General features: G+C 40.7%; 19 protein-coding genes. 16 read left to right on the forward strand and 3 right to left on the reverse strand.

Annotated features, from left to right (window positions below; translation table 11 throughout):
• The first annotated feature begins 10 nt into the window (after positions 1–10).
• From GZ22_RS00165 to GZ22_RS00220, 12 genes are all read left to right on the forward strand, one after another.
• Positions 11–628: a zf-HC2 domain-containing protein gene (locus GZ22_RS00165; protein ID WP_038557570.1), complete on the forward strand. Its 618-nt coding sequence runs from the start codon at positions 11–13 to the stop codon at positions 626–628.
• A 200-nt stretch (positions 629–828) separates the two neighbouring features.
• Positions 829–1,653, forward strand: a complete 825-nt coding sequence (gene cdaA, locus GZ22_RS00170; protein ID WP_038565321.1) for a diadenylate cyclase CdaA — start codon at positions 829–831, stop codon at positions 1,651–1,653.
• Complete coding sequence (locus GZ22_RS00175) at positions 1,646–2,935, forward strand: CdaR family protein (RefSeq protein WP_051747889.1); 1,290 nt, start codon at positions 1,646–1,648, stop codon at positions 2,933–2,935. The genes cdaA and GZ22_RS00175 overlap by 8 nt, the downstream gene beginning before the upstream one ends.
• A gap of 28 nt (positions 2,936–2,963) precedes the next feature.
• Complete coding sequence (gene glmM, locus GZ22_RS00180) at positions 2,964–4,313, forward strand: phosphoglucosamine mutase (RefSeq protein WP_038557571.1); 1,350 nt, start codon at positions 2,964–2,966, stop codon at positions 4,311–4,313.
• Between the two features lie 406 nt (positions 4,314–4,719).
• Positions 4,720–6,522, forward strand: coding sequence for a glutamine--fructose-6-phosphate transaminase (isomerizing) (gene glmS, locus GZ22_RS00185; protein ID WP_038557573.1), 1,803 nt, complete (start codon positions 4,720–4,722; stop codon positions 6,520–6,522).
• Between the two features lie 210 nt (positions 6,523–6,732).
• Positions 6,733–8,619, forward strand: a complete 1,887-nt coding sequence (locus GZ22_RS00190; protein ID WP_038557574.1) for an AbiA family abortive infection protein — start codon at positions 6,733–6,735, stop codon at positions 8,617–8,619.
• Between the two features lie 409 nt (positions 8,620–9,028).
• Positions 9,029–10,423 carry a reverse transcriptase domain-containing protein gene (locus GZ22_RS00195; RefSeq protein WP_051747890.1) on the forward strand — a complete coding sequence of 465 codons (1,395 nt, stop codon included), beginning with the start codon at positions 9,029–9,031 and terminating at the stop codon, positions 10,421–10,423.
• Between the two features lie 648 nt (positions 10,424–11,071).
• Positions 11,072–11,713, forward strand: a complete 642-nt coding sequence (locus tag GZ22_RS18785; protein ID WP_245609691.1) for a sensor histidine kinase — start codon at positions 11,072–11,074, stop codon at positions 11,711–11,713.
• Positions 11,706–12,338: a response regulator gene (locus GZ22_RS00205; protein WP_038557578.1), complete on the forward strand. Its 633-nt coding sequence runs from the start codon at positions 11,706–11,708 to the stop codon at positions 12,336–12,338. The genes GZ22_RS18785 and GZ22_RS00205 overlap by 8 nt, the downstream gene beginning before the upstream one ends.
• Positions 12,339–12,445: 107 nt before the next feature.
• Positions 12,446–13,378: an ABC transporter ATP-binding protein gene (locus tag GZ22_RS00210; RefSeq protein WP_038557580.1), complete on the forward strand. Its 933-nt coding sequence runs from the start codon at positions 12,446–12,448 to the stop codon at positions 13,376–13,378.
• Positions 13,379–13,417: 39 nt separating this feature from the next.
• Complete coding sequence (locus GZ22_RS00215; RefSeq protein WP_245609692.1) at positions 13,418–14,659, forward strand: ABC transporter permease; 1,242 nt, start codon at positions 13,418–13,420, stop codon at positions 14,657–14,659.
• On the forward strand, positions 14,656–15,753 hold the full coding sequence (locus GZ22_RS00220) for an ABC transporter permease (protein WP_038557583.1): 1,098 nt from the start codon (positions 14,656–14,658) through the stop codon (positions 15,751–15,753). The genes GZ22_RS00215 and GZ22_RS00220 overlap by 4 nt, the downstream gene beginning before the upstream one ends.
• Before the next feature lie 673 nt (positions 15,754–16,426).
• Here GZ22_RS00220 and GZ22_RS00225 read toward each other — a convergent pair.
• Positions 16,427–16,840, reverse strand: coding sequence for a DUF6508 domain-containing protein (locus GZ22_RS00225; RefSeq protein WP_038557585.1), 414 nt, complete (start codon positions 16,838–16,840; stop codon positions 16,427–16,429).
• A gap of 284 nt (positions 16,841–17,124) precedes the next feature.
• On the opposite strand from GZ22_RS00225, the gene abnB reads away from it, so the two are divergent.
• The 3 genes from abnB (at position 17,125) to GZ22_RS00240 (ending at position 21,708) form a co-directional block, all read left to right on the forward strand.
• Positions 17,125–19,470, forward strand: a complete 2,346-nt coding sequence (gene abnB / locus GZ22_RS00230; protein ID WP_038557587.1) for an arabinan endo-1,5-alpha-L-arabinosidase AbnB — start codon at positions 17,125–17,127, stop codon at positions 19,468–19,470.
• A gap of 576 nt (positions 19,471–20,046) precedes the next feature.
• Positions 20,047–20,418, forward strand: coding sequence for an iron chaperone (locus GZ22_RS00235; protein WP_038557589.1), 372 nt, complete (start codon positions 20,047–20,049; stop codon positions 20,416–20,418).
• Positions 20,419–20,502: 84 nt separating this feature from the next.
• The gene (locus GZ22_RS00240; RefSeq protein ID WP_038557595.1) at positions 20,503–21,708 is read left to right on the forward strand and encodes a CynX/NimT family MFS transporter; all 1,206 of its coding nucleotides are present in this window, start codon (positions 20,503–20,505) and stop codon (positions 21,706–21,708) included.
• A gap of 70 nt (positions 21,709–21,778) precedes the next feature.
• On the opposite strand, the gene GZ22_RS00245 is transcribed toward GZ22_RS00240, so the two are convergent.
• Positions 21,779–22,765 carry an aldo/keto reductase gene (locus tag GZ22_RS00245; RefSeq protein ID WP_038557596.1) on the reverse strand — a complete coding sequence of 329 codons (987 nt, stop codon included), beginning with the start codon at positions 22,763–22,765 and terminating at the stop codon, positions 21,779–21,781.
• Between the two features lie 170 nt (positions 22,766–22,935).
• A complete protein-coding gene (locus GZ22_RS00250; protein ID WP_038557598.1) occupies positions 22,936–23,211 on the reverse strand; it encodes a hypothetical protein in 276 nt (91 codons plus the stop codon).
• A gap of 111 nt (positions 23,212–23,322) precedes the next feature.
• Here GZ22_RS00250 and GZ22_RS00255 point away from each other — a divergent pair, with 111 nt between their 5' ends.
• A complete protein-coding gene (locus GZ22_RS00255; RefSeq protein ID WP_038557601.1) occupies positions 23,323–24,738 on the forward strand; it encodes a Tle-like phospholipase domain-containing protein in 1,416 nt (471 codons plus the stop codon).
• The last annotated feature ends 1 nt before the right edge of the window (position 24,739 follow it).

The raw sequence follows: 24,739 nt of genomic DNA on the forward strand, positions 1-24,739 counted from the left end.
GGGGTAATACATGAATTGCGAAGAAAGCCTCGCGCTTATGCATCTGTATCTGGATGGAGATGCTTCAGAGGAAGAAGCACAGCAGCTTCGAGAGCACCTGAAAACCTGCCCAGATTGTAACCAGCATTATCGAGAGCTCAAACAGACAGAAAGCCTGCTTAGCGGCGCTGCCTATGAGTTGAGTGCACCGGCCGGCTTCACCGCCAGTGTCATGGCAAACTTGCCAAAAGAAAAGAAGCGTGTCGGGTATATGAGATGGTTCCGCGCGCACCCTATCATTACGGCTGCTGCGGTATTCTTCCTATTCATGTTCACAAGCGTATTATCTGCTTGGAATAGTGATAGCAGTGTAAGTGTATCGAAGCAAGAGGGTTTGATAGTAGAGAATGATCTTGTAATTGTACCGGAAGGCGTCACAGTCAAAGGGGACCTGGTCGTTGAAAATGGCGATTTGGATATCAGAGGTCAAGTGGATGGTGATGTCACCATCATCAATGGCGACCTTGTCGAGGATCCTGGAGCTAAAGTGAATATGGCTTCTGTTGATAATATATCAGGTGAATATCAGGAAATTGACCGTATTTTCGGATGGGCTTGGTACCATCTAAAAGAATTGGTTACATTCTAGTGTTAGAGTAAGTTGAGCTGCTTGTAAAAGGGCTCTTTTTTTTACCCTTAAATCATTGGCGGTACAAGCTTGTATTGCGTTAAGATAACAGGGGACAGTAAGGTTAAATCACTCTCCTTGTTAGTAAGCGACTGCTATAGGGGAACTGTGCTATAATGTACGAAGAAATTCGAGCTATTCATATAAAAGGACGTGTATCCATGTTTGGGGGATTAAGTGAACTTTCTATATTATCCATACTGCGGATTATCGTGGACATTGCGGCAGTATGGTTCATTTTCTACAAAGTCTTAATGCTCATAAGGGGAACGAAAGCGATTCAACTGTTGAAGGGGATCTTCATCGTTGTTATTATCGCTTTCTTGAGCAGTGAGCAGATACTCGACTTCCCGATGCTCGCCTTCCTGAGCTCGCAGGCGATTACATGGGGATTCGTAGCCATCGTCGTTTTGTTCCAGCCGGAGATCAGGCGTGCATTGGAGCAGCTCGGACGAGGCAGCTTCTTCTCCCGAAACGTGCGATCGGAGGAAGAACAGACGAATAAAAACATAGAAGCGATTGTGAAGTCCTGTAATTACATGGCGAAGCGGCGGATTGGTGCGCTGATCACAATCGAGCGCGAAACAGGTATGGGAGATTATATTGAGACAGGAATTCCGGTGAATGGTCATCTGACATTCGAATTGCTCACAAATATCTTTGTACCTAATACACCATTGCATGACGGAGCCGTCATTCTGAAAGAAAACCAGATTGCAGCAGCTGCCTGCTACTTGCCGCTATCTGAGAGTCCGTTTATTTCCAAGGAACTTGGGACGCGTCACCGGGCAGCTATGGGAATCAGTGAGGTAACGGATGCATTGACAATCATCGTTTCGGAGGAGACAGGATCGATTTCCTGTACGAAGAACGGAGAATTGTTCCGTGACATCACACCTGACGCCTTGAAAGAGATCCTAGATAGAGAAGTAGGCGTACCAGCTTCCGGTTCCAAGGCGAGAAGATGGAGGGGTAAGAATGGATAAATGGCTGAAGAGTCCATGGACATTGCGTGTTGTATCGCTTGTGTTTGCTGTCCTTCTCTATGCCTATGTGAGTGCGGAATCGGACGTAGATAACCGTGCGGGTGAGGTTCCAATCACCAGCTCGGACGAAACAAATACAGTCGATGCACCTGTGGGCATCCGGATCGATGACTCCAAATATGTCGTCAGTGGTGTGCCGGAGTATGTATCCATGCAGCTTGTCGGACCGGCAAGTGATGTAACGGCTGCAATACAGCAAAAGAACTACGAAGCTTATGTGGATTTGACAGATCTTGATACCGGAACGCATACAGTGAAGCTGCATTACGAAAACGTCTCGGACAACCTGCAAGTATATATGCAGCCAGCCTCTATTGAGGTGACAATTCAAGAAAAAGCTTCACAGCAATTTAACGTAAACGTAGGCTATACCAACGAAGATCAAATGGCAGCAGGATTCCAAGTTGATAGCTCCACTGTGGAACCTCAGACGGTTTCAATCGTAAGTACACAGGAGGTCATTGACCAAATTGCCAGTGTACGTGCTTATGTGGATCTAACAGACATCGATGCAGATATTAATAGCAGAGAAGCACCGGTGAAAGTATATGATGCTCAGGGGAATGAACTGAGTGTGAATGTACAGCCGGAGACAGTCGAGGTTTCGGTGCAGGTGAGCAATCCGAGCAAGACAGTCCCAGTAGAAGTGAAGACAAAGGGGCAAGCGCCTGATGATGTGTCGGTTGCTTCGCTTACACCAGATATTCAAGAAGTGACTATCTATGCACCGCAGGATACATTGGATGGTATCAATTCGGTCAGTACTGAAGAAATTGATTTGTCCAAGGTGACAGAGAACCAGACGATAGACGCGGACTTGCAGCTGCCGGATAATGTACGCTCAGCAAGTGATGAGCAGATATCAGTCGATATTGAGCTGGATGAAACGAGCGAGACGACAATCGAAAACGTTCCAGTTACAATCGAAGATCTTCCTGATGATCAGGAAGCGACCATTTCAGATCCTCAGAATGAGCAGATCGATGTAACAGTAAGTGGAGCGCAGAGTGAAATCGAAGGCCTATCGGCAGACGATATTACGGCAACGATTGATGGAAGCAGCTTGGAAGAAGGGGAGCAGACGGTTCAGATCGACGTATCAGGACCTCAAAATATCGAGCTTACCCCGAGCCAAGAGGAAGCCACAATAACTGTTCAATCCGCAGATAATGCAACGAGTGAAGAAGAGGAAGATACGAATACAGATACACAGACACAGTGACTGTGAGCCATGTGAAGGAGAGGTAACAATGGGAAAATATTTTGGAACGGACGGCGTCAGGGGGATTGCGAATGAGGAGCTCACCCCGGAGCTTGCCTTCAAGCTAGGCAGATATGGCGGCTATGTGCTGACAAAGACAAGTGAAGATAGACCGAAAGTGATGATCGGCAGAGATACACGTATTTCCGGTGAAATGCTTGAAGGAGCACTTGTTGCAGGACTTCTGTCCATTGGAGCTGAGGTAATGCGTGTTGGTGTCGTTAGTACACCAGGTGTTGCTTATCTTACAAAGAATATGGGAGCAGCTGCAGGTATTATGATCTCTGCGTCTCATAACCCTGTGCAGGATAACGGAATCAAGTTCTTCGGTCCAGATGGTTTCAAACTTTCTGATGAGCAGGAGAACGAAATTGAGCAGCTGATTGATGCAGAGACAGACGAACTGCCTCGACCATCCGGAGCTGATCTAGGTCAAATCAATGACTATTTTGAAGGCGGTCAGAAATATATTCAATATTTGAAGCAGACAATCGACAATGATTTCGAAGGACTTCACATTGCGATCGACTGTGCCCATGGAGCGACTTCTTCCATTGCAACACACTTGTTTGCGGATCTGGAAGCGGATATCTCCTCAATCGGTACATCGCCTGATGGTTTGAACATCAATAAAAACGTCGGCTCTACGCATCCAGAAACATTGCGTGATTTCCTTCTGGAAAAAGAAGCAGATATCGGACTTGCCTTCGATGGTGATGGCGACAGATTAATCGCTATCGATGAAAAAGGACAAATTGTTGATGGTGACAAGATCATGTACATTTGTGCTAAATTCCTGAATGATCATGGTCGCTTGCGTCATAACACGGTTGTATCCACAGTAATGAGCAATATCGGCTTCTACCGTGCATTGGATAAGCATGCTATCAAGAGCAACAAGACAGCTGTTGGTGACAGATACGTGATGGAAGAAATGCGCCGAGGTGACTTTAATCTTGGTGGAGAGCAATCTGGTCACATCATCTTTTTGGATTACATGACAACTGGTGATGGAATGTTAGCAGCACTTCAGCTGATCAATGTTATGAAAGAAACAGGCAAGAAGCTATCCGAGCTTGCAAGTGAAGTGGAAATCTTCCCGCAGATCCTAATAAATGTGCCGGTAACGGATAAGCAAGAAGCACTTGTGAACCAGCAGGTCCTTGACTCGATTGCAGAAGTTGAGCAGGAGCTTGGCGATCAAGGACGCGTTCTTGTACGACCTTCCGGTACGGAATCACTAGTACGGGTAATGGTGGAAGCACCGACTAAGGAAGACTGTGAGAAACATGCAGACAAAGTAGTTGCTGTCATCAAACAGGTACTAGGAACAAAATAAAACCAACGTATGCGCAGGGAACAGAACATGCTCCTTGCGCATACTTTATTTACATGCAAGAAAGAATTGACCAACTGGATTTCCTTCATGTAAAATGGAGGAGTTAGTCATTCAAGCAGGAAAGTGAGGATAGAGGTTACAACATTATAAAAGCGCCAGGACTTATCCCGAGCGGTGGGGTAAGTTGACGAGGTGGAGGTTTATCGAACCATTCGGCGGATGCCTCCCGATTGCACACATCTCAGTCGTCATGTTTTAGAGCCGAAAGCAGAGAGGCGACTCTTTGGATAAGGACAAAACAAGATGTGAAAAATAGATAAAACGAGAAAGGGGCAAACAACGCCCCTGGCTTTTAACGCAGACCGTTCGTTTGCCCCTTCCAAGTCTTGAGGAGGACAACAACGATATGTGTGGAATTGTAGGATATATTGGACAGAATGATACAAAGGAAGTATTGCTTAACGGACTAGAGAAGCTGGAGTATCGCGGATACGACTCAGCTGGTATCGCAATCGAAAACGAGCAAGGTGTGAATCTTTTCAAAGTAAAAGGCCGCATTGCTGCATTGCGTGAAAAAGTAGATCACAACGTTTCATCCACAATGGGAATTGGTCATACACGCTGGGCGACACACGGTGCACCGAACGAAGACAACGCGCACCCGCACCAGAGCGCTTCTGGCAAATTTACGATTGTGCATAACGGTGTAATTGAGAACTACGTCGACATCCGTAAAGAGTATCTTTCTGACGTAACATTGAAAAGTGATACCGATACAGAAATCGTTGTACAGCTTGTAGAGAAAATGTATGAAGAGACAGGGGATACAGCAGCAGCTTTCCGTAAAGCAGTTAGCTTGCTTACTGGTTCTTATGCCCTTGCAATGATCGATAAAGACGATAAAGAAACAATCTTTGTGGCAAAAAACAAAAGCCCATTGCTTGTAGGTATTGGTGAAGGCTTCAACGTCGTAGCAAGTGACGCGATGGCAACACTTCGCGAAACAGATACGTACAAAGAAATCCGCGACAAAGAAATCGTTATCGTTCGCCGTGACGCTGTGGAAATTCAGCTGCTTGACGGTACTGTAGTAGAACGTGATACGTTCACAACAGAAATCGATGCATCTGATACAGAAAAAGGCACATACGATCACTTCATGCTAAAAGAAACTGATGAGCAACCATTCGTTATCCGTAAAATCATCCAGCACTACCAGGATGAAGCGGAACAAATCAAAATGGACCCTGCTATCCGTAATGCGATGATGAATGCAGACCGTATTTACATCGTAGCAGCGGGAACAAGCTACAACGCAGGACTAGTCGGTAAACAATTCATCGAAAACCTGGCTAAAATTCCGGTTGAAGTGCATATTGCGAGTGAATTCGCCTACAATATGCCGCTTCTATCACAGAAGCCATTATTCATATTCATTTCCCAATCTGGTGAAACTGCTGACAGCAGAGCCGTATTGGTGAAAATCAAAGAACTCGGACACCCAGCACTTACAATCACAAACGTGCCAGGATCCACCCTTTCTCGTGAAGCAGACTTCACATTGCCGCTTTACGCTGGCCCAGAAATCGCGGTTGCCTCTACTAAAGCATATACAGCACAGATGGCAGTTATGCTATTGCTAGCTGTAGACGCAGCAAAAGGCAAAGAAATCACACTTGATTTCAACCCGCTTCAGGAGCTTGCGATTGTTGCGAACGCAATGGAAGTACTGACAGATCAAAAAGAAACATTCGAAACATTAGCGCAAAGCTATCTAAGTGAATCCCGTAACGCATTCTTCATCGGCCGCGGTGTCGATTACTTCGTTTGCGTCGAAGGATCACTAAAACTAAAAGAAATCTCCTACATCCAAGCTGAAGGCTTCGCTGGAGGAGAATTGAAACACGGCACAATCGCCTTGATCGAAGAAGGCACACCTGTCATCGCACTAGCTACACAAAGCTCCCTGAACCACTCTATCCGTGGTAACGTACAGGAAGTAAATGCACGCGGTGCCAACACATTGCTCATCAGCATGAAAGGCCTAGAGCATGACGAAGATGCCTTCGTTATCCCAGCAGTGCATGAGCTATTAACACCACTTGCAAGTGTCGTACCGCTTCAATTGCTTGCTTATTATGCAGCAGTTCAGCGTGGTGCGGATGTTGATAAGCCACGTAACTTGGCTAAGAGTGTAACGGTGGAATAATTCAATAGAAAATCCTTCCCACTACGGGAAGGATTTTTTTAATGTAAAAAACGCCTTATTTAAGATAATAATGTTACAATTATTGTAAAAAAATATTTTAAGTTTTAAAGAACTGGATTATTAGAGAATTACATAAAACAAGTGTATTCTAGCGTGATTTATATTATTTATTACTTTATTTTATAGAGAATGTAATGGAGGAAATGAATAGTGATTAATTTGAAATATGAAACTTGGGTAAATGTTTGTCGAGGGATTTTTGGTCAAAGTGAGAATTCTTTAAAAGAGTATCTTCAATTATATCCATTTTCTTTATTAAGTGATGATGAGAAAGTATATATTCAAAAAGAAGATTTTTTTGATAAATTTATTTTAAATGGTGCCTTCTTTAAAAATAAGCTGATATTTGATTTTCCAAAACACTATATTCAAAAAGGTAATAGTTCGTTTAGGAGTACAAAATTGGTTTCTCCGTTACTTTACATATATTTAGAGAGTATAGGTTACCATGTATGGGAAGCATATGAAAAAGAATCTAATAAGACAAGGTGTTATTATGCAGGTGACTTCCAGGAAGGAGACTTTCACTATAAAAGAAGTTATGATAATTTTTATGCTGATGTTAATGAATGTTCTAGACGATATAGATATTATTACAAATTTGATATTAATAATTTCTTCGATAACCTGGATATCAATATTCTATTTGATAATATAAACAGAACTTCTAACATCATAGATTCTAGAACAGCCTTAATATATAAAAGATTGCTACAAACAATTGGAAGTGGGAAGTTTCCTACTGTAGAAAATTCATGTTCCTTATCTTTTCTAGCAACCTGTGTATACTTGGATCTATTTGATAAAAAATTAGAGACTTTAATGGATGATTTAGAAGATATTGAAAGATATCAGATTGTAAGGTATGTTGATGACTTGTATATTTTCTTTGATACTAGTGAGGAATCTTTAAATGATTCTGTTTCATTTATTAAGAATTCTGTAATTCATTTTTATCGGGAGATAAACTTACAGTTAAATGAACAAAAAAGTACTTATGGAAATGCTAATAATATAAGTGATGAATTAAGCGCGGCTCTTTACGATCACTATGTAAATGAACTTGATATAAATATATCTAGTATGTTTAATGAAAGTACTGTTAAAACATTTATTGATGAATTGTTTGTAATAGCTAAGGAGAGAGCGCATAATCACAATCGCTACAAGGAGATAAAAGAATCTATATTTAGTAGAACTGGAATTCAGTATTCTTCTGAAGAGGTATTCAGATATTTAATATATTACAGAAGATCTTTGTTTAAAGATGCGGAACTTATAAGTAAGTTATTTGCTTTAATACAAACAGATTACAAGTTGATAAAGTATGATATAAGAAATTTTATAAATATGCTGTTGAATACTCGAAATGGAGATTTAATAAAATTTTTCTTAAAACAAATATTTGAGAACAATAATTTGGATTCATTTGATATAACAATGATTATCAATTATTTAATTTCGAGGAGTTTCCAACACCAGCCTCTATTAGAAAAACTAGCTCAGTATGAACCTGAAATATGTAAATATATAACCAATTATTGTAATGATTCATTTATGAAATCTGTGATTTCTGACGAAAACAATGGGTATTTGCATTTGATCCTTGAAGGGAGTTATGACTTCGGTAATGACCTGAAAGTCTGGTATATATACTTTATGTATTGTCATTATAGAAGTAGCGGGGATAGTTTGGAGGCATTTTCATATTATAAATCATATTTTGATAGAATAACTGCGCTTTTGATGCACTACAAGGGAGTGGAAAGAACCGGTAAAGGTAAACCTAATTATAAAATGTTTTATAAACAGTCTTCAATTATAAGGAGTTTTAATAGAATTAATTTTAATTCGGCAATATCAGATATTAAAGACTTAATTGAAAAAGCACATGACTTAAGGAATCATAATCCAATAAATCATTCGAGTGCTGAGGTAATGGACGATGAGTCTCTAAATGTTAGTGAAATAGAACAAGTTATTGGAGAATTAGAACTTTTATTAGAGCTAGGTTTTAAGGGGGCTGTAATTAATTAAGTCTTTTGTTCTAATAGTAGTGATTAATATGAATTTATAGAGAAAAATGATTTTGTAAATAAACTCATTATTTATAGTGTAAATTGACTATTGTTGGAATTTTTTGTACACTGAATAAGTGAAATGCTAGTCTCGTAAAATTAGTTACGAGGGCGATAAGTTTCTAGCTTGACAAGTTTCTTCCCGTGAAGAATCTTCCCAAGCTGCCATATGACTGCTATCCATTGTACAATCATTGGTTGTTCAAATATTCCAGTCAAACTTATCATGGTTATAATTAGCTCCTTATAGTAATTATTATACCTTATTGTTCTAATACATTTGCTACATAATCACTGTGTAGTAAATGAGTGGTCAACGGGCTCTATGAAATTATATCCCACCAATTTAGGCTAGGAGGTTTTCTGTTATGAAACAGAGTAATGGACCACGTGAATTACATAACCTTCCTAGCTCTGAAATAAATTGGGCAAGTTATGAACCTAAAAATTATCTTCACTTTGATAGAAGGATAGATGTAGAGTATATGAAGTCAAAGGTCCAGGACAAGCAGTGGATCACTTCATATGCTTTTTTGCCGTCTCTTCATTTTGATATTACTTTTAATAAGTATGTTACAGTTAAACGGGCAAATGAAAAAGGTATTATTATAAAGCAAAAAGAGAAAAAGAAGAAGGTAAGAAAGATTTTTTATGCGGCACATAAGGATAGCTATATATATAAGTATTATGGTGATGTTTTAAACAATGCATATAATGAATATGCAACTAAAACTAGAATTGACAATATCGCGGTTGCTTATAGAAATAATAAAAAAGGTAAAAATAGTGCTGATTTTGCTTTTGAGGTATTCAATCATATGTTTAATTTTGAACAGGCGGTTGTTATCTCTATGGATTTTACGAGTTTTTTTGATAAGATCTCTCACAAAAAATTAAAGCAAAATATAAAGCGTGTTTTGGGACAAGAAACTCTACCTGAAGATTGGTACAAAGTGTTTAGAAACTTAACTAAATATACTTATATAGAGAAAAATGCCACTGAGGATTTTCTAAAGAAAAAGTACGGGATAAAGAAGCGAAAGAAAGTACACTTATCAAGAATTATGGAACCTCATGAATTTAGAGATTTTAAGAGGTGTCACATTCAAATTAATAAAAATGAATATGGAATTCCGCAAGGATCCGGTATGAGTGCAGTATGCTCTAATGTTCATTTAATTGATTTTGATAGGGAGTTGGCTCAGTGGGCTAAACAAAAACATCCTAATGCGTTGTATCGAAGATATTGCGATGATTTAATTTTAATCATTCCGGTATCTAATGACGGAGAAGGAAGTTTCCATGAAATTAAGAAAGAAATAATAGGTATTGTAGAGAAATATAAAGAAGATGGATTAATTATACAAGATGAGAAAACAGAGATGCGGTTATATAAGAACAAATCGATATTAAACGAGAATATGGAAGCAGCGACCTTAGATTATTTAGGGTTTGTAACAGACGGCAGATTTATGAGGATTAGAGAGAAGAGCTTGTTCAAGTACTATACAAGAGCGTACAGGAAAGCTAAGACAAGTAGAAGAATATCTTATGCAACTAAAAGACCAGGACCAAGAAAAGAACTTTATGATTTATATACTCATTTAGGATATGACTATAAGTATTATGGTAATTTTATATCTTATGCATACAAAGCACATGCTCTTATGAATAACTTACCAACTAATAGTTTGATACGTAAACAGATTAAAAGGCATTGGTACAAAGTACATAAAAGGGCCACTACTCGGTATGATAGTTAAATTGTTTATCCATGGAGATACTTTAAATAAGGATTATCTCTTGATACAAACAATTAGTTAAAATTCGAGTGTATCCTGCGAAACAAATAAAGAAGCCCCATACATAATTTTAAGTATGGGGCTTCTTTTATCAAGGAGAAAATTGACTAAATGAAAAATAATTATTTTATTTGGCTTACTATCTATCTTACTGTTTGGGTGATAATTTATTGGGAAGTTACCACTGATTTAAATGCAAGACAAGTGACAGGTATAAGTATCTTCTTAATTATATTATTCATTTTGCCTATCTTCAGAGAGAAACCGTTATTACAAACCCTAATATTCTGCGCGCAAGCATTGTTGATAATCCTCATATTCTACCCAGTAAACAACGAATTCATTCCTTATGCATTCCTTATACAATCATTAATAATGACAGAAGCCGTCTTTTATCTTTCTCGAACTAAAAGTTTAATAGTAATCACTGTTCAATTTGCGAGCACTGCAGTGATGTTAATGATATCGACACCCACTGCCTCAAAAATAGTTTGGTTCATATTATATTATCTCTTATTAGTAACAGCATTACTTTATCATCAAGTCATACATAACCGAGAAAAAGAGGCGCGCTTAAGCAATGAGGCCTTAATAGAAGAATACAGAAGAATGAAAAGGCAGCTTCTTGTAGAGGAGCAGCAAGCTAGACAAGATGAGCGCATGCTAATCGGTCATGAGATTCATGATTCTGTCGGTCACAAACTGACGGCGCTGCTGTTCCAGTTTGAGGCTTTTCGTTTAACAGCGGCTGAGAAGGATAAGGAAACGGTTGGGAAGCTGAAAGAACTAGCTGAACAGAGCTTGGAGGAAACAAGGCAGGCTGTACGTTCATTCAAGCAAAGAGAAGTGGGTGGATTACAGGGTGTGATTCAGCTTATCCGGAAGCTAGAAATAGAAAGTTTTATGAAGATCAACTTTTCGGTAAGACATGGGGCGTTTGCAGCCCCTTTGACAGGTGAGCAGTCATTTGCGATTTATCGTGCTGTGCAGGAGGCATTGACGAATATTATGAAGCATAGTTCTACTAGGGAGGCGCAAGTGAATTTTGAATCGCCTGGCGGCAGTATCTTTCGGTTTGAGGTGATTAACGCTGCAACACATGATCGTTATTTTCAAGAAGGATATGGTTTGAAGGCGATGCGGGAGCGCTTAGAGAAAGTGGGCGGAACGCTTGAGATCGATTATGAGACACATCGGTTTTTGGTGAGAGGCACGATAAGATTAGCAGACTGGGGCGGTTCTGATGATTAAAATTTTATTGGCTGAAGATCAAGTGATGGTTCGTCAGGGTTTGAAGATGATGATTGAGACGGATGAAGAGATCAGCGTGACCGGGGAAGCAGATAATGGGAAAGAAGCGGTCAAGCTATGTGAGAAGCAGCTTTTCGATGTGGCTATTTTGGATATTCGTATGCCTGTGATGGATGGTATTGAGGCAGCAAAAATCTTGCGCACTCGCTTCCCTCAAATAAAGGTTCTTATGCTTACCACGTTTGATGATAACGAGTATGTTATGAACGCTTTAAAGCTTGGAGTCAGCGGCTATATGCTGAAAAACGGAGATACTGCGTCACTCATTCGCTCTATTAAAAGCGCTTTGAGTGGCGGCTTATCTTTGGAGGATCAGGTTGCTTCAAAGGTGATGCCGATTCTGCTGCAAAACCAAGAGGAGAGACAAATTGATCCGACACTTACGCCAAGAGAAAGAGCGATATTGAAGTGTATCGGTGAGGGACTGAATAATAAGGAAGTGGCGGAACGGCTTGGGTTGTCTGTTGGGACGGTTAAGAACCAGACTAGTCATGTTCTAGATAAATTGGAATTAAGAGATCGGACGCAATTAGCCATTTATGCGATACGTCATCGTCTTGTATAAAAAGTGACGAAAGTAATAAGAGCCCAATCGCAGAATGACCATAGTCAGTAGTGGCTTTGGCCTTTTTTATTTATGATGCAAGTAACAACATTAAAGGAGGAGACAACGTGCTTGAAACCATCAATTTAAGCAAGTCCTTTAAGGGTAAGAAGGTCGTGCAGGATTTAAATTTATATTTGAACGATGGAGAGTCTGTCGGATTGCTTGGACCAAATGGTGCCGGAAAATCGACGACGATTTCGATGATTTCAACTCTGATAAAGCCTACGAGCGGAAAAATAATCCTGAACGGTGTGGACGCGGTTCATAAACCAGGTGAAATCAGAAGTGTTTCGGGTGTGGTGCCGCAGGAATTGGCGTTGTATCAGGAGCTGTCTGCTTATGAAAATCTGAAGTTTTTTGGATCAATTTATAAATTGAAAGGCACCGAATTAGAAAAGGCGATTCAGCAGGCTTTGGAGTTTGTCGGGTTGGAAGATCGCAAAAAGGACTTAGTGAAGATTTATTCTGGAGGGATGAAACGTCGGCTTAATATAGCTGCAGCATTATTGCACCGCCCGAAGATTCTGATCTTGGACGAACCGACAGTCGGTATCGATCCGCAATCGCGAAATCATATTTTGGAAGCTGTACGTGCGCTGAACCAGCAAGAGGGAACGACGATTCTTTACACAAGTCATTATATGGAGGAAGTGGAGCAGCTTTGCGATCGATTGTACATTATGGATCATGGCAAAGTCATTGCGGCAGGAACAAAAGAGGAGTTGCTCAGCATCTTGTCGACGGAGGATAAGATAAAAGTGGAGTTAAGCAGGATAGATGAAGATTTTGTCCAACAAGTAGAGACGCTTGAAGGGGTTCACAAAATAGAAGTAGCTGAATTGCAACTGAGGATTATCGCAGCAAAAGGAAGTAACTTAATTAGCAAACTGGTTCATCTGACCGAACAGCATCATATCCAATTGATTAATTTCCATACAGAATCGCCTAGTTTGGAAGATGTATTCCTTCATTTAACCGGACGAAAGCTGCGAGATTAAAGGGGTGATATGATGCGGAGTTTTATAAAGAAGGACTTATTGATCTTTTGGCGGGATTGGAAAGAGCTGCTCTCTGTCCTGTTGCTTCCTATCATTTTAGTCGTGGTACTGAATTTTGCATTTGCTGGATTGTTTGGTGATGATGACAAGGTATCGATGGATTTGCAGTTAGCAATCGTGAATCAGGATGACGAGACAGAGGCTATGGAACAACTGAACGAAAAATTGGTCAATGAAGCAGCTTTAGGGGAGCAGGAAGTAACTGCAATAGTGGAAACAGCAGGTGACATACAACCTATTCAATTGTTATCGGATTATCTGGAAAGTGACGAATTAAAAGATTGGGTGACGGTTCATTCTCTGGAGGAAAAGGAAGCTGCCGAAAAAGTTAAAGCAGGCGACCTTGATGGCATGCTGATTATACCCCAGGGATATACCGCGGATAGTTTGTATGCAAGCTTCGCAGGCAAATCTCCGACCAATTCGTTAATTTATAAGATGGAAGAAGAGACGATCGACAGCAGTGCGTTACAGCAGCTTATTCAGGGCTTTATCAATCAACTTAATTATCAGTTTGCAATCCAGGAAATAACGGACGGAGCAGATATAGACGTGAAGCTTCCAGAAGGTGGATTTGAGGATTTAGGCACAGAGCACGACTTTACGATCACGCAATACTTTACCATCTCGATGGGCGCATTATTTGCCTTATTCGTAGTAACTACAGTGGCGACGAAAACAGGAGTCGAAATCAGGAGCCAAGTATTCAATCGGATTTTATTGACGAACAGCCATCCAATGCGGTTTTTGATTGGTAAGATGGTGTCGACGATTATTCTTGTCATCCTGCAAATCATCTTTGTATTGATTGTGTCCCACTTTATCTTAGGTGTATTTCCGGATCGAAGCTTGGCCTTTTGGGTTGGTATCTTGGTGATGATTGTGCTGCTTGCCTTGGTAATGTCCGGTTTAGCAGCTATCTTTACAGCAATCTTATTGCGAATGAGGAATATCGATGCAGCCAATGGAATCTTCATGTTAGTTTTATTGCTTCTTGGTACGCTCGGAGGAGGATTTGTTCCCATCTACATGATGCCAGGGTGGCTGCAGGAAATCGGAGCATGGACACCGAATGGTCTGTTTCTAAGCATGCTGACAGATTGGGTCCAATTTGAGAATCTCTCCTTCATCGTCCAGCCAAGCATACTCTTGATCGGCACATTCCTGTTATTCACATTCATTGGTTTAGCTTTGTTTCCGAAAAGGGGGAAAGCGCAATGAAATCTGTATTATGGGCACAATTTTTAAAGGATAAACGAAATCCTTTGCTTATTCTGTTATTCATTGCAGGAAGTATTGTCGCCACACTTATCTTGGGTGGGGGCGTCCAATCAGTGACGACGGTTGCAATTTTCAGTGAGGAAGCCAATGCTTCTGAAATTGAAGAGAAATGGGGAGCATTGCTAAATACGAATGATTCCTTCAAATTTGAGATAGTGGATCCAGAGGAAGCGCGTGAAGATGTAAGAGACGGAAGCAGCGATGTGGCTGTGAACTTGAGTGAGGATGATTACCGGCTACTAGTCTCCAAAAGAATGCCGGGTGTTTCTTATGTAGAACAGCATGTGGCAAGCGTGTTTCAGCAGGAAGTGCAAATAAGTGCGGTGGAATCGCAAGAAGATGGAAATGTTCGAGACGAAATGGAGGAATATCTGGCTGATGCACCATTCCAGCTGGAATCGCAAGGAGTGGACGGCGAACAAATCCCTAAGTTCAACATTCGCACACAGCTGCTGTTTGCCTTCACTTTCCTGATTTCGATGTTCATCATTGGATTCAAAGTTAATAATGTGACCCAAGATAGGGTTTCTGGTATTTGGGACCGAATGATTTTGTCACCGGTGAAGAAAACAGGTATGTACAGTGGTTATTTGTTATATAGCTTTTTGATTACGATGCTTCAGATAGTTGTGGTATTGATCATGTTTAAGTATGTCATGGATTACGATGTAGGAAATAATCTATGGCTGATAATACTGATCAGCGCGTGTTTTACATTCGGCATGATTAGTATAGCTATGCTGATTACCGGTTTTGTCAGGACACCAGAACAGTTTTACGCCATATACCCGTCTCTAATTCCTCTGATTCCACTCGTCAGCGGAGCTTATATGATGCCCGGAACAATTACGAATCCAGTATTGTTGTTTATTGCTGATCTGTTTCCAAATGCACATGCGATGGAGGCAATCATGTCGGTGGTGTTTTATGGTGCTGGCTTGCAGGAAGTCACAATGTCGTTATTGTATATGCTGCTGATTGGTATTGTGGCGATGGGAGTAGGGATTAATCTTGTTGAGCGGCGGAGTAGTTAGGTATGAGAGACTGAATCAGTGATTCAGTCTCTTTTTTTAGCATAAATACCTGTACATTTTATTCCATAAACTAGATAATTTACATATTAATTCTTAAAAGACAATGGAAAAGATAAATCAGACAATCAAATGATGTCTGCGTAGGATTTGGAAAAAAGATGGGATTGTACTCATTCTTGTGTAGCGTCTAAAGGTGTAAGTATGCTTGCATTTGCTGCTTGTGGAGTTGCTTGTATAGCTGGTGTTCCAGCTACTGCAGGAACAGCTTGTTACGCTTGTGGTGAATTCTGCTGGTATTTTGGGTGCTACGACAATTCTAAATTGTTTTGAAGATTGTCGTTAATACTAAAAAAAGCAAGGTGAAAAAAGATGATGAAAATTATGTTCACGCTCGCAGTGTTAAGTTTAGGTTTTTTTGTATTTATAGGTGAGCAGTTCTGGGGTATGATAAGTGGGCTTTCATTATTTTTTATCGGTATATTTTTTAGTAAGCCGCGTTTTAAAAAGAAATAGAAAGAATGAAATAGAATATACTTCTCAGGCTGTCAAGAAAGTCTTGACGGCCTGTTTTATATTAAATTCTTCTTTTACTTAATAAGAATTTCTACTAATCACCTTTCAAGTCTTTTGAGAGTTTATCGTGAAAGAGAAATTATTAGAAGTGTGGTATTTATTACTCGTCATACCATTTAATCAAGCTATGTAAAATGCTATCCAGTAGTCCAATCTCAGCTGCCCTTGCAATAGCTCCATCGCCAAATCGTTCGCTGCGTACAATGTAAGTGGCAGTGCGAATGGCATCTGCAACACTTAATTCCTTAGAAGGTGAATGGTTTGGCAATCCGTTACTTCTCCAATTGTATATAGGAGTTATTGCGCCGACAGTATATAGCAGATTCGTGGCTTTGTTTATACGCTCGCTATAGACGGGGTATTTTAATGAATGTGTGTTTCCTCCATTTGTCCATACCACATTACGATCTTCATCTGTCATCTCTTCCTCAACAGAACGCAATTCCTCCCAGGCGTCTGTTTTCGTCCGGTCTAATTCGTAAATAAGTTGAGTATGATTTGGATTTTCTCTCATAAGAATCCTCCTTTTATTAGATTATATTGCATTCCCACTAGGTGCTGAATTACAAACATGAAAAATTGACGAGGTTCTCTAGTTCTATATTCTGCTAAACGCTCAAACATTATATTTGTACGTATAAGTGTTTATGAATGTCGTCTATACATGATTTTTATTCTGAATGTTATAAAGAATCTGTCTATAAAACAAGGATTTTATACTTATTGACAACTTTATCTATTCCTCTTAATCTTAAATCAGTAATTTGAAAGCGTTATCATATATTGAGGAGGAAAGAGATGAAAGCTAATAAGCGTATACTCGTAACGTCGATGCTGTCTGTTGCATTACTTATACCTGCTATTCCAGGCTCGGATACCCTGGCAAAGGATAAAGGCGGAAAAGAAAAGATACCTGTATTTGAGAATGCCTCCGTCCATGATCCATCCTTCATTGAAGTGGACGACCAGTACTATGTATTCGGTTCCCACCTAGCTGCAGCAAAAACGAACGACCTTATGAAATGGAAAATGGTAGATTCGGGTGTACGTGATGGGAATAAGCTTATTCCCAACGTAACGGAAGAACTCAAGGAGACGCTTGAATGGGCGCAGACGAATACGCTCTGGGCAGCGGATGTCATTCAGCTGGCGGATGGGAAGTTTTATATGTATTACAATGCGTGTAAAGGAGATTCGCCGCGTTCTGCGATGGGTGTAGCAGTGGCGGATGATATTGAGGGGCCTTATGAGGATACTGGAATTATCCTGAAGTCGGGTATGTGGGATGAGCCGAGTGAGGATGGCACGATTTATGATGCGACAAAGCATCCGAATGTGGTAGATCCGGATGTGTTCTATGACGAAGATGGCAAGCTATGGATGGTGTATGGATCTTACTCTGGCGGTATCTTCATTATGGAAATGGATGAAGAGACAGGCAAGCCGCTTCCAGGGCAAGGGTATGGGAAGAAGCTGATGGGCGGAAACCATAGCCGGATTGAAGGACCAGCTATGATGTACAGCCCGGAAACTGATTATTATTATATGTTCCTATCATTCGGTGGGCTGGATGCTATTGGCGGCTACAATATTCGGGTGGCACGTTCGAAGTCCCCGGATGGACCGTTTTACGATGCAGAGGGAAATGACATGATTGATGTGAAGGCAGATCCGAATTTACCTCTATTTGATGATAAGTCGATTGAACCTTATGGCGTGAAGCTGCTTGGGAATAACTTGTTCGAGAAGAAGGTTGGTGATCCAGGAGAGGATCCGGGTATTGGCTATGTCTCACCAGGACATAACACTGCTTTTTATGATGAGGATACGAAGAATCATTACCTCATTTTCCATTCTCGTTTCCCTGAGCGTGGTGAAGAGCATGAGGTGCGGGTGCATCAGATGCATATGAACAATAAAGGGTGGCCAGTCGTCGCGCCGTCTCGAAATACAAATGAGAAAGAAGCAAAGATTAAACGCAAGGATATGGCTGGTGACTATCAATATGTGAACCATGGAAAAGATATATCTGCTGATGTGAAAACATCTGAGCAAATTACATTGAAAGAGAACGGGAAAGTCGAAGGTGCTGTGAAAGGAAAGTGGAAGCACGGAAAAGATAATGAGGTTAATTTAACGATTGATGGCGAGAAGTATAATGGATTCTTCCTAAGGCAATGGGATGAAGCAGCCCAGGAATATGATACGACATTCACCGCTTTATCTGATAAAGGCGTCGCAATCTGGGGTAATCGAATGGAGGATATGAAAGATAAAGAAGTTGTTGCAGCAGTGAAGAAGGACCTTACTATCTCGAACAGCGATAATCTCTATCAAAATGTAGAGCTGCCGACAGAAGGTACCCACGAATCCACAATAGAGTGGACTTCATCTAATCCAAAAGTGATTGAGGCTGATGGCACGATTCACCGGCCAGAGGCAGGAAGCGGAGATGGCAAAGCTACGCTGACCGCAAAGATTAAAGCAGGAAAAAAGAAAGATACGAAAACATTCCAAGTGACAGTAAAACAGCAGGCTTCCGAGCCAGAAATTGCTCAATATAACTTTGATAATCCAGGTAGTAACGAGGCGGCAGATTCATCAGGCAGCAATCTGTCAGCGCAGCTGAAGGGGAACGCTGTTCAAACTAATGATGGCAAGCTAGCGTTGGATGGAAATGATTCGTATGTGGAACTTTCTCCCCTTATCGCAGATGCAGAGGATTTCACATTCTCCGCCTGGGTGAACTGGCAAGGCGGTGTAGCATGGCAGCGAATCTTTGACATTGGTGAAAGCAACGGCAAGAACATGTTCTTCACGCCATCTGACGGAAGCGGCAAGCTGCGATTTACGATTCATAATGGAGTAGATCAGAATATCACGACTAATGAGGCATTAGCTACAGGTGAATGGGTGCATCTTGCGGTAACGCTTGAAGGAGACACCGGAAAGCTGTACGTGAATGGAGAGCTTGCAGGAACAAATGAAAATATAACGGCTAACCCATCTGATGTTCTCGGAAATACAAATTATCTAGGGCGAAGCAGGTATGCTGCGGATGCGTTCTTTGGCGGGCAGATGGATGATGTTGCAGTGTATCGGAAGGCTTTGAGCGAAACGGAAATAAAAGAACTGGCTAACTAATTGGCAGTGAGAACACCTCTTGTGAAGGAGGTGTTCTTTTGCTTTATTGCCCATAAGATATTACCCAAGTCATCAGTTTTAATTATAAATTAATAGAAGTACTAACAGTTATTTTAAATGGTTAAGGAATAATATTCCTATAGTGTTTATAATGGAAAATATAAAGTGAAAGTTCATGTTAGGGTGATGATGTTGCGTACCGAGAGATTTAAGAACCAAACAGAGGCTTCAGAGTATTGTCATCAAGCTATTTTCTCTCTTATTATAGGAATCTTTTCGATCTTAGGAGTTATTTTTATGGATAATGGAGCAACTCTAGGTGGATTTGGACTAGGGATTGCGTACATAGCGCATAGAGAGATTAAGAAGAGCAAACTAAAAGGTCGGAAGTTTGTAGTGTTAGGTATAGTGTGCAGTTTGATTGGTATAGTAAGTAGTTTCTTGTGGTAGATTCTAAAACTTAGCATAAAGTCGTTAATAGAATAGTCCATTTCTAGTCAACTTTTCTTTTTCTAGGCTTGTGGTTATAGTAGAGATACAATAAGATCTTCAATAATTTTTCTTGGGGGTAATGAAATGAAAGCATTCGCAGATTATCTTGCTCAAATTGATAACACGCAGCATCGGGAACGAACGGAAGAAGTGCTGAAATGGGTGGCAGAGAAATATCCTAATATGGAACAGAAAATAGCGTGGAATCAGCCAATGTTTACAGATCATGGCACATTTATTATTGCCTTCAGCATTGCCAAACAGCATTTGGCTGTTGCTCCGGAAAAGGCGGGAATAGATCATTTTTCTGATGATATTGTTCAGGCAGGCTATGATCATACGAAGCAGCTAGTTCGTATCAAATGGGATGGACCAGTTGATTATTCATTACTAGAAAAAATGATAGAGTTTAATATTATGGAAAAAGCAGACTGTACGACTTTTTGGAGGAAATAGAGAAAATGAGTTGGATACACCTATAAGGGGTGTGTCTTTGCTGGGGATTTTCCTGGCGTGCTGGACAGAGTAAGGAGAAGACATATGGAACAATCTAATCAATTAAAACAAAACGCCTCACGTGTTGGCATTGCTGTGTTAGTCTTAAGCATTCTGCTTGTCGGTGCTAACTTGCGTGCTCCTATAACAGGGTTAAGTCCTTTAATAGACAATATTCGTTCAGATACAGGCATTGGGAATGCTTCAACAGGTATGCTGACAACTTTGCCATTGATTGCTTTTGCTGTATTTGCACTGGTCGCTCCAAGAATTGCTAGGCGTGTAGGTATTGAAAGAACTTTATTTGCCGGACTGATTATCATAGCTGTTGGACTTATATTGCGGTTTTTCTCACCAGTATGGATGCTTTTTGTTGGTACGGCTTTAGCAGGAATCGGTATAGCTATGGGGAATGTACTTTTGCCAGGCTTGATTAAGCGGGAGTTCCCTAAAAATGTAGGCGTGATGACTGGAGCGTATGCGATGACCATGAACGGGATGGCTGCGCTTGCTTCTGGAATTAGTGTTCCTCTTTCAAACGGTCTCGGTAGTGGATGGCATGGCTCACTCGCAGTATGGGTGATTTTGACGCTTGTAACGATGGTCGCTTGGATACCACAGCTGCGCCAAAAAGTAATAACATCATCCATTTCTCTACCTAAGAAAGGAAAGAAACTATGGTCATCGGGTCTTGCCTGGAAGGTAACAGGTTTCATGGGATTGCAATCGTTATTGTATTACATCATGATTACCTGGATGCCCACAATACTTCAAAATCAAGGCTTTAGTGAATCAACAGCTGGCTGGCTTTTAGCTCTCACGCAGCTTTGCAGCTTGCCGACTTCATTTTTGCTCCCGATCCTAGCAGGTCGTCTTGTAGGACAAAGGGGCATAGTGAGCCTCATAGCTTTGTGTTTCGTTATGAGCTTCTCCGGATTGTTGACGGGTATCACATGGATTAGTGTTATCAGTGTATTGCTGTTCGGATTAGCCGGAGGCGGTGTGTTCAGTCTAGCAACAATGTTTTTTGTATTACGGACACACTCAGCTCAGGAATCCGCAGAATTATCAGGTATGGCACAGTTTGTCGGGTATCTATTAGCCGCAGTAGGGCCAACATTATTTGGCTTAATTCATGATGTTACGTCAAGCTGGACAGTGCCGCTAGCATTGTTGGTTGCTGTAGCTGTAGTACTTTGGATTGTGGGTATGGGAGCGGGGAAAAACGCGTATATCAATCAGCAGCACTAATCAAAAAGGCTAACTCCTTATCGAAGGGAGTTAGCCTTTTTTTATATAGTTGCTGTTAGTTGTCTGTATCTTAGTTAGGTAGCGGTGCGTCCGATGAAATCAATTCTTTATCCAGCAGTTCCTGCCAAAATGCAGCTGGTATTTCCGCCTTCATGGCTGCTAAGTCCTCTTTGATTCGTTCAGGACGTGTAGAGCCAGGAATAACGGCTGCAACCGCTGGATGAGCTGTAGAGAAATGAAGAGCCGCAGCTTTTAAGCTGACATCGTGGCGCTGGGCGATTTCTTCGAATTGTTTTACTCGCTTTTTGATTTCAGCTGGTGCTTCTTTGTAGTCAAAGTAAGGACCACCGAGCAGGGCTCCTGAGTTAAATGCACCGCCGACAACAATGCCGACACCTTTTTCCTCTGCAGTCGGCAGCATGCGCTGCAACGCCTTCTTATGCTGCAACAGTGTATATTGCGTGGCGGATAAGCACAAGTCAGGCTGTACTTCTTCCAGCTCCATCGCTACTTCGATTGGAATCGTCGTATTGACGCCCAGTCCCCATGACTTGATGACGCCTTCTTCGCGAAGACGTGACAGAACACGGAAAGCTCCAGTTCGCGCTTCTTCGAATTTGGCAATCCACTCATCTCCGTGGAAGTCAGGAGAAAGATCATGCACATAAACGATATCAATTCGATCAGTTTGTAAACGTTCCAAGCTTTGTTCGATTGAACGAAGCGTTGCGTCCTCCGTGTAATCTGTGATCACTTTATTTTTACGTCCTTCTTCATACAAGCCTTCCTTATCTTCCTCTTCATCGGTAAGATAGCGGCCTACCTTTGTGCTGATTACATATTCATCCCGATCATATTTGGAAAGGACTTTACCTAAGCGTAATTCCGCCAAGCCTGCACCATAGAAAGGGGCAGTATCAAAATAGCGAATACCTTGATCCCATGCGGTTTGAATCGTTTCTATAGCTTCTGCCTCTGGGACGTTGCGGAACATGTTTCCGAGTGGTGCTGTTCCTAAGCCGATTTGATGATTTAGAGCTTGTTTAAGGTCTTTCATATTAACATCCTCCATAACAAAATATAACTTATTTAGATTACTTAGCCATCTAACAGTAAGCTGAAACCTTTACTTTAGTTATATTTATGACGTAAGTCTAAATAAAAAAGACTGCTAATTATTTACTTAGCAGTCTTATCATCAAATTTAACCTGTAATGACCTTCACTTCTATTCACAAAATTGCTCTTTACACTCTTCTTTTTCCTCTGGAAAATCTTCATCTTCAGCTATGCTTGTTACTTCTAGATTTTCATCAAAGCTAATAGAGAAACCTGTTTTACCATTTACAGTTCCATCAACTGTTAAGCTACCCATTGGAGCAGTATATGGTTCTTCTAACTCGATAGATTCTATACCTTCATAATTATTTTCAATAAAGTTCTTTGCAGTATCTTTAACTTTTGAGGTAGTTACATCATCGTATTTATTCTGATCTGAATTCACATTACAACCTCCCAATAGTATAATGGAAAATATAATAAATAATGGTAATATGTATATTTTTTTCATAATAACACCTCGGGATTAGTATATCAAAGAAAGGAGTGCTTATCTATGGGGGATAATTTAACAGATTATGTTGCAAGTAAACTATCAGAGAGTGCTTACAATGATGGGAAGAAATCATTCAAAATAAAAGATGTTGATGGTGAAAAAATAGTTTGGAATACGGTTGAAATAATTGAAGACAAAAAAACAGGCTTATACGGCTATGTACTAGAAAACCCCCAAACCAAGGAAATCGTCATCAGCTTCCGCGGTACTGAACCTCCTAAAACTACCACAAAAGAAGTGGAACTTAAAGGTCTGGACGAACCTACGAAGAATGCCATTATGAGTGAGGCTGGTGATAGAGCCACGCTTAAAGGTGATACTGTAATCTATGAATCTGATAAAAAGGTAGATTATTCCGGGTTTCTTAAAGATGTTTATGAAGATGCTTTCGGTGTAGTCGGTGGTAATTCAAACTATGCCAAAAAGGAGTATGGAACTACTGCTTATGTAGCTACACCATCTCAAGACGCTGCATTGCAGACTGGAAATGCAAAGCTGAACGACAATGGCACAATTACTTTTACCAACAAGAATCAATTTACAGAAGCAAAAGCGGCTGTAAAGAAATACGTGGATAAATACGGTGCAGAAAATATAACGTTTACGGGACATTCACTTGGAGGCGGGATTGGTCAATATTGTGCAGTCGTTTATGATTCTAACGCGGTTACCTTTGCAGCAGCAGATGCCTATGGCCTTTTAAGTGAAGAGGAGCAGAACCGTGTTCGCGAAGGAGATTATAAGGATAAGATCATTACATATGCCTACCCTAGTGATGCGGTTGCTATGTTCCACGAAGAAACAATCGGCTCGCTCTATTATATGGAAGACCCAGCGGGGAAAGATGGCTTAGGCGATCAATTGGCTGACAAGCTTGGATCTCATGGTATAAAGAACTACACAGATACAAATCTATATGATGAAAATGGCTACTACAAATCAAATCTTCTATTTGATGAAAAACTACGCGCTGCTATCTCCACATCACCTCTCTTCCTAAAAAATAGTGGTGTTTCAGATTTCCCCATTGTTATTCAAACCGAATTAATGAAATCTTATGCAGCACAAGTAGAAGCTAGTGAAGATCTTATTGCGAAGACTAAAAAAGAGATGATGCAGTTCTTGGATGATTATCTCTCGGCGATGGAATATGCGAAGAGTAAATTCAAAGGTCAGGTTGGTGCGGGAAGGTACGATAAGCTGAATGGCTCCGATGTAGATGATATCTATCGGGATCTGACGGTAAGTGGTCCAAATGGTATTCCGATGTTATTTGAGATGGATTATTTTGATGAAGTGATTGAATTTCTAAAAGATGCACAATCTGACACTGGAGAAATCGCACACAATATGAACAAGATGGCGAAAGATTTTGCACATATTGATGAAATGTTAGCAGGTTGGCTGAGGTTCTAAT

This window comes from Terribacillus saccharophilus (assembly GCF_000725365.1).
Classification (GTDB): domain Bacteria; phylum Bacillota; class Bacilli; order Bacillales; family Amphibacillaceae; genus Terribacillus; species Terribacillus saccharophilus.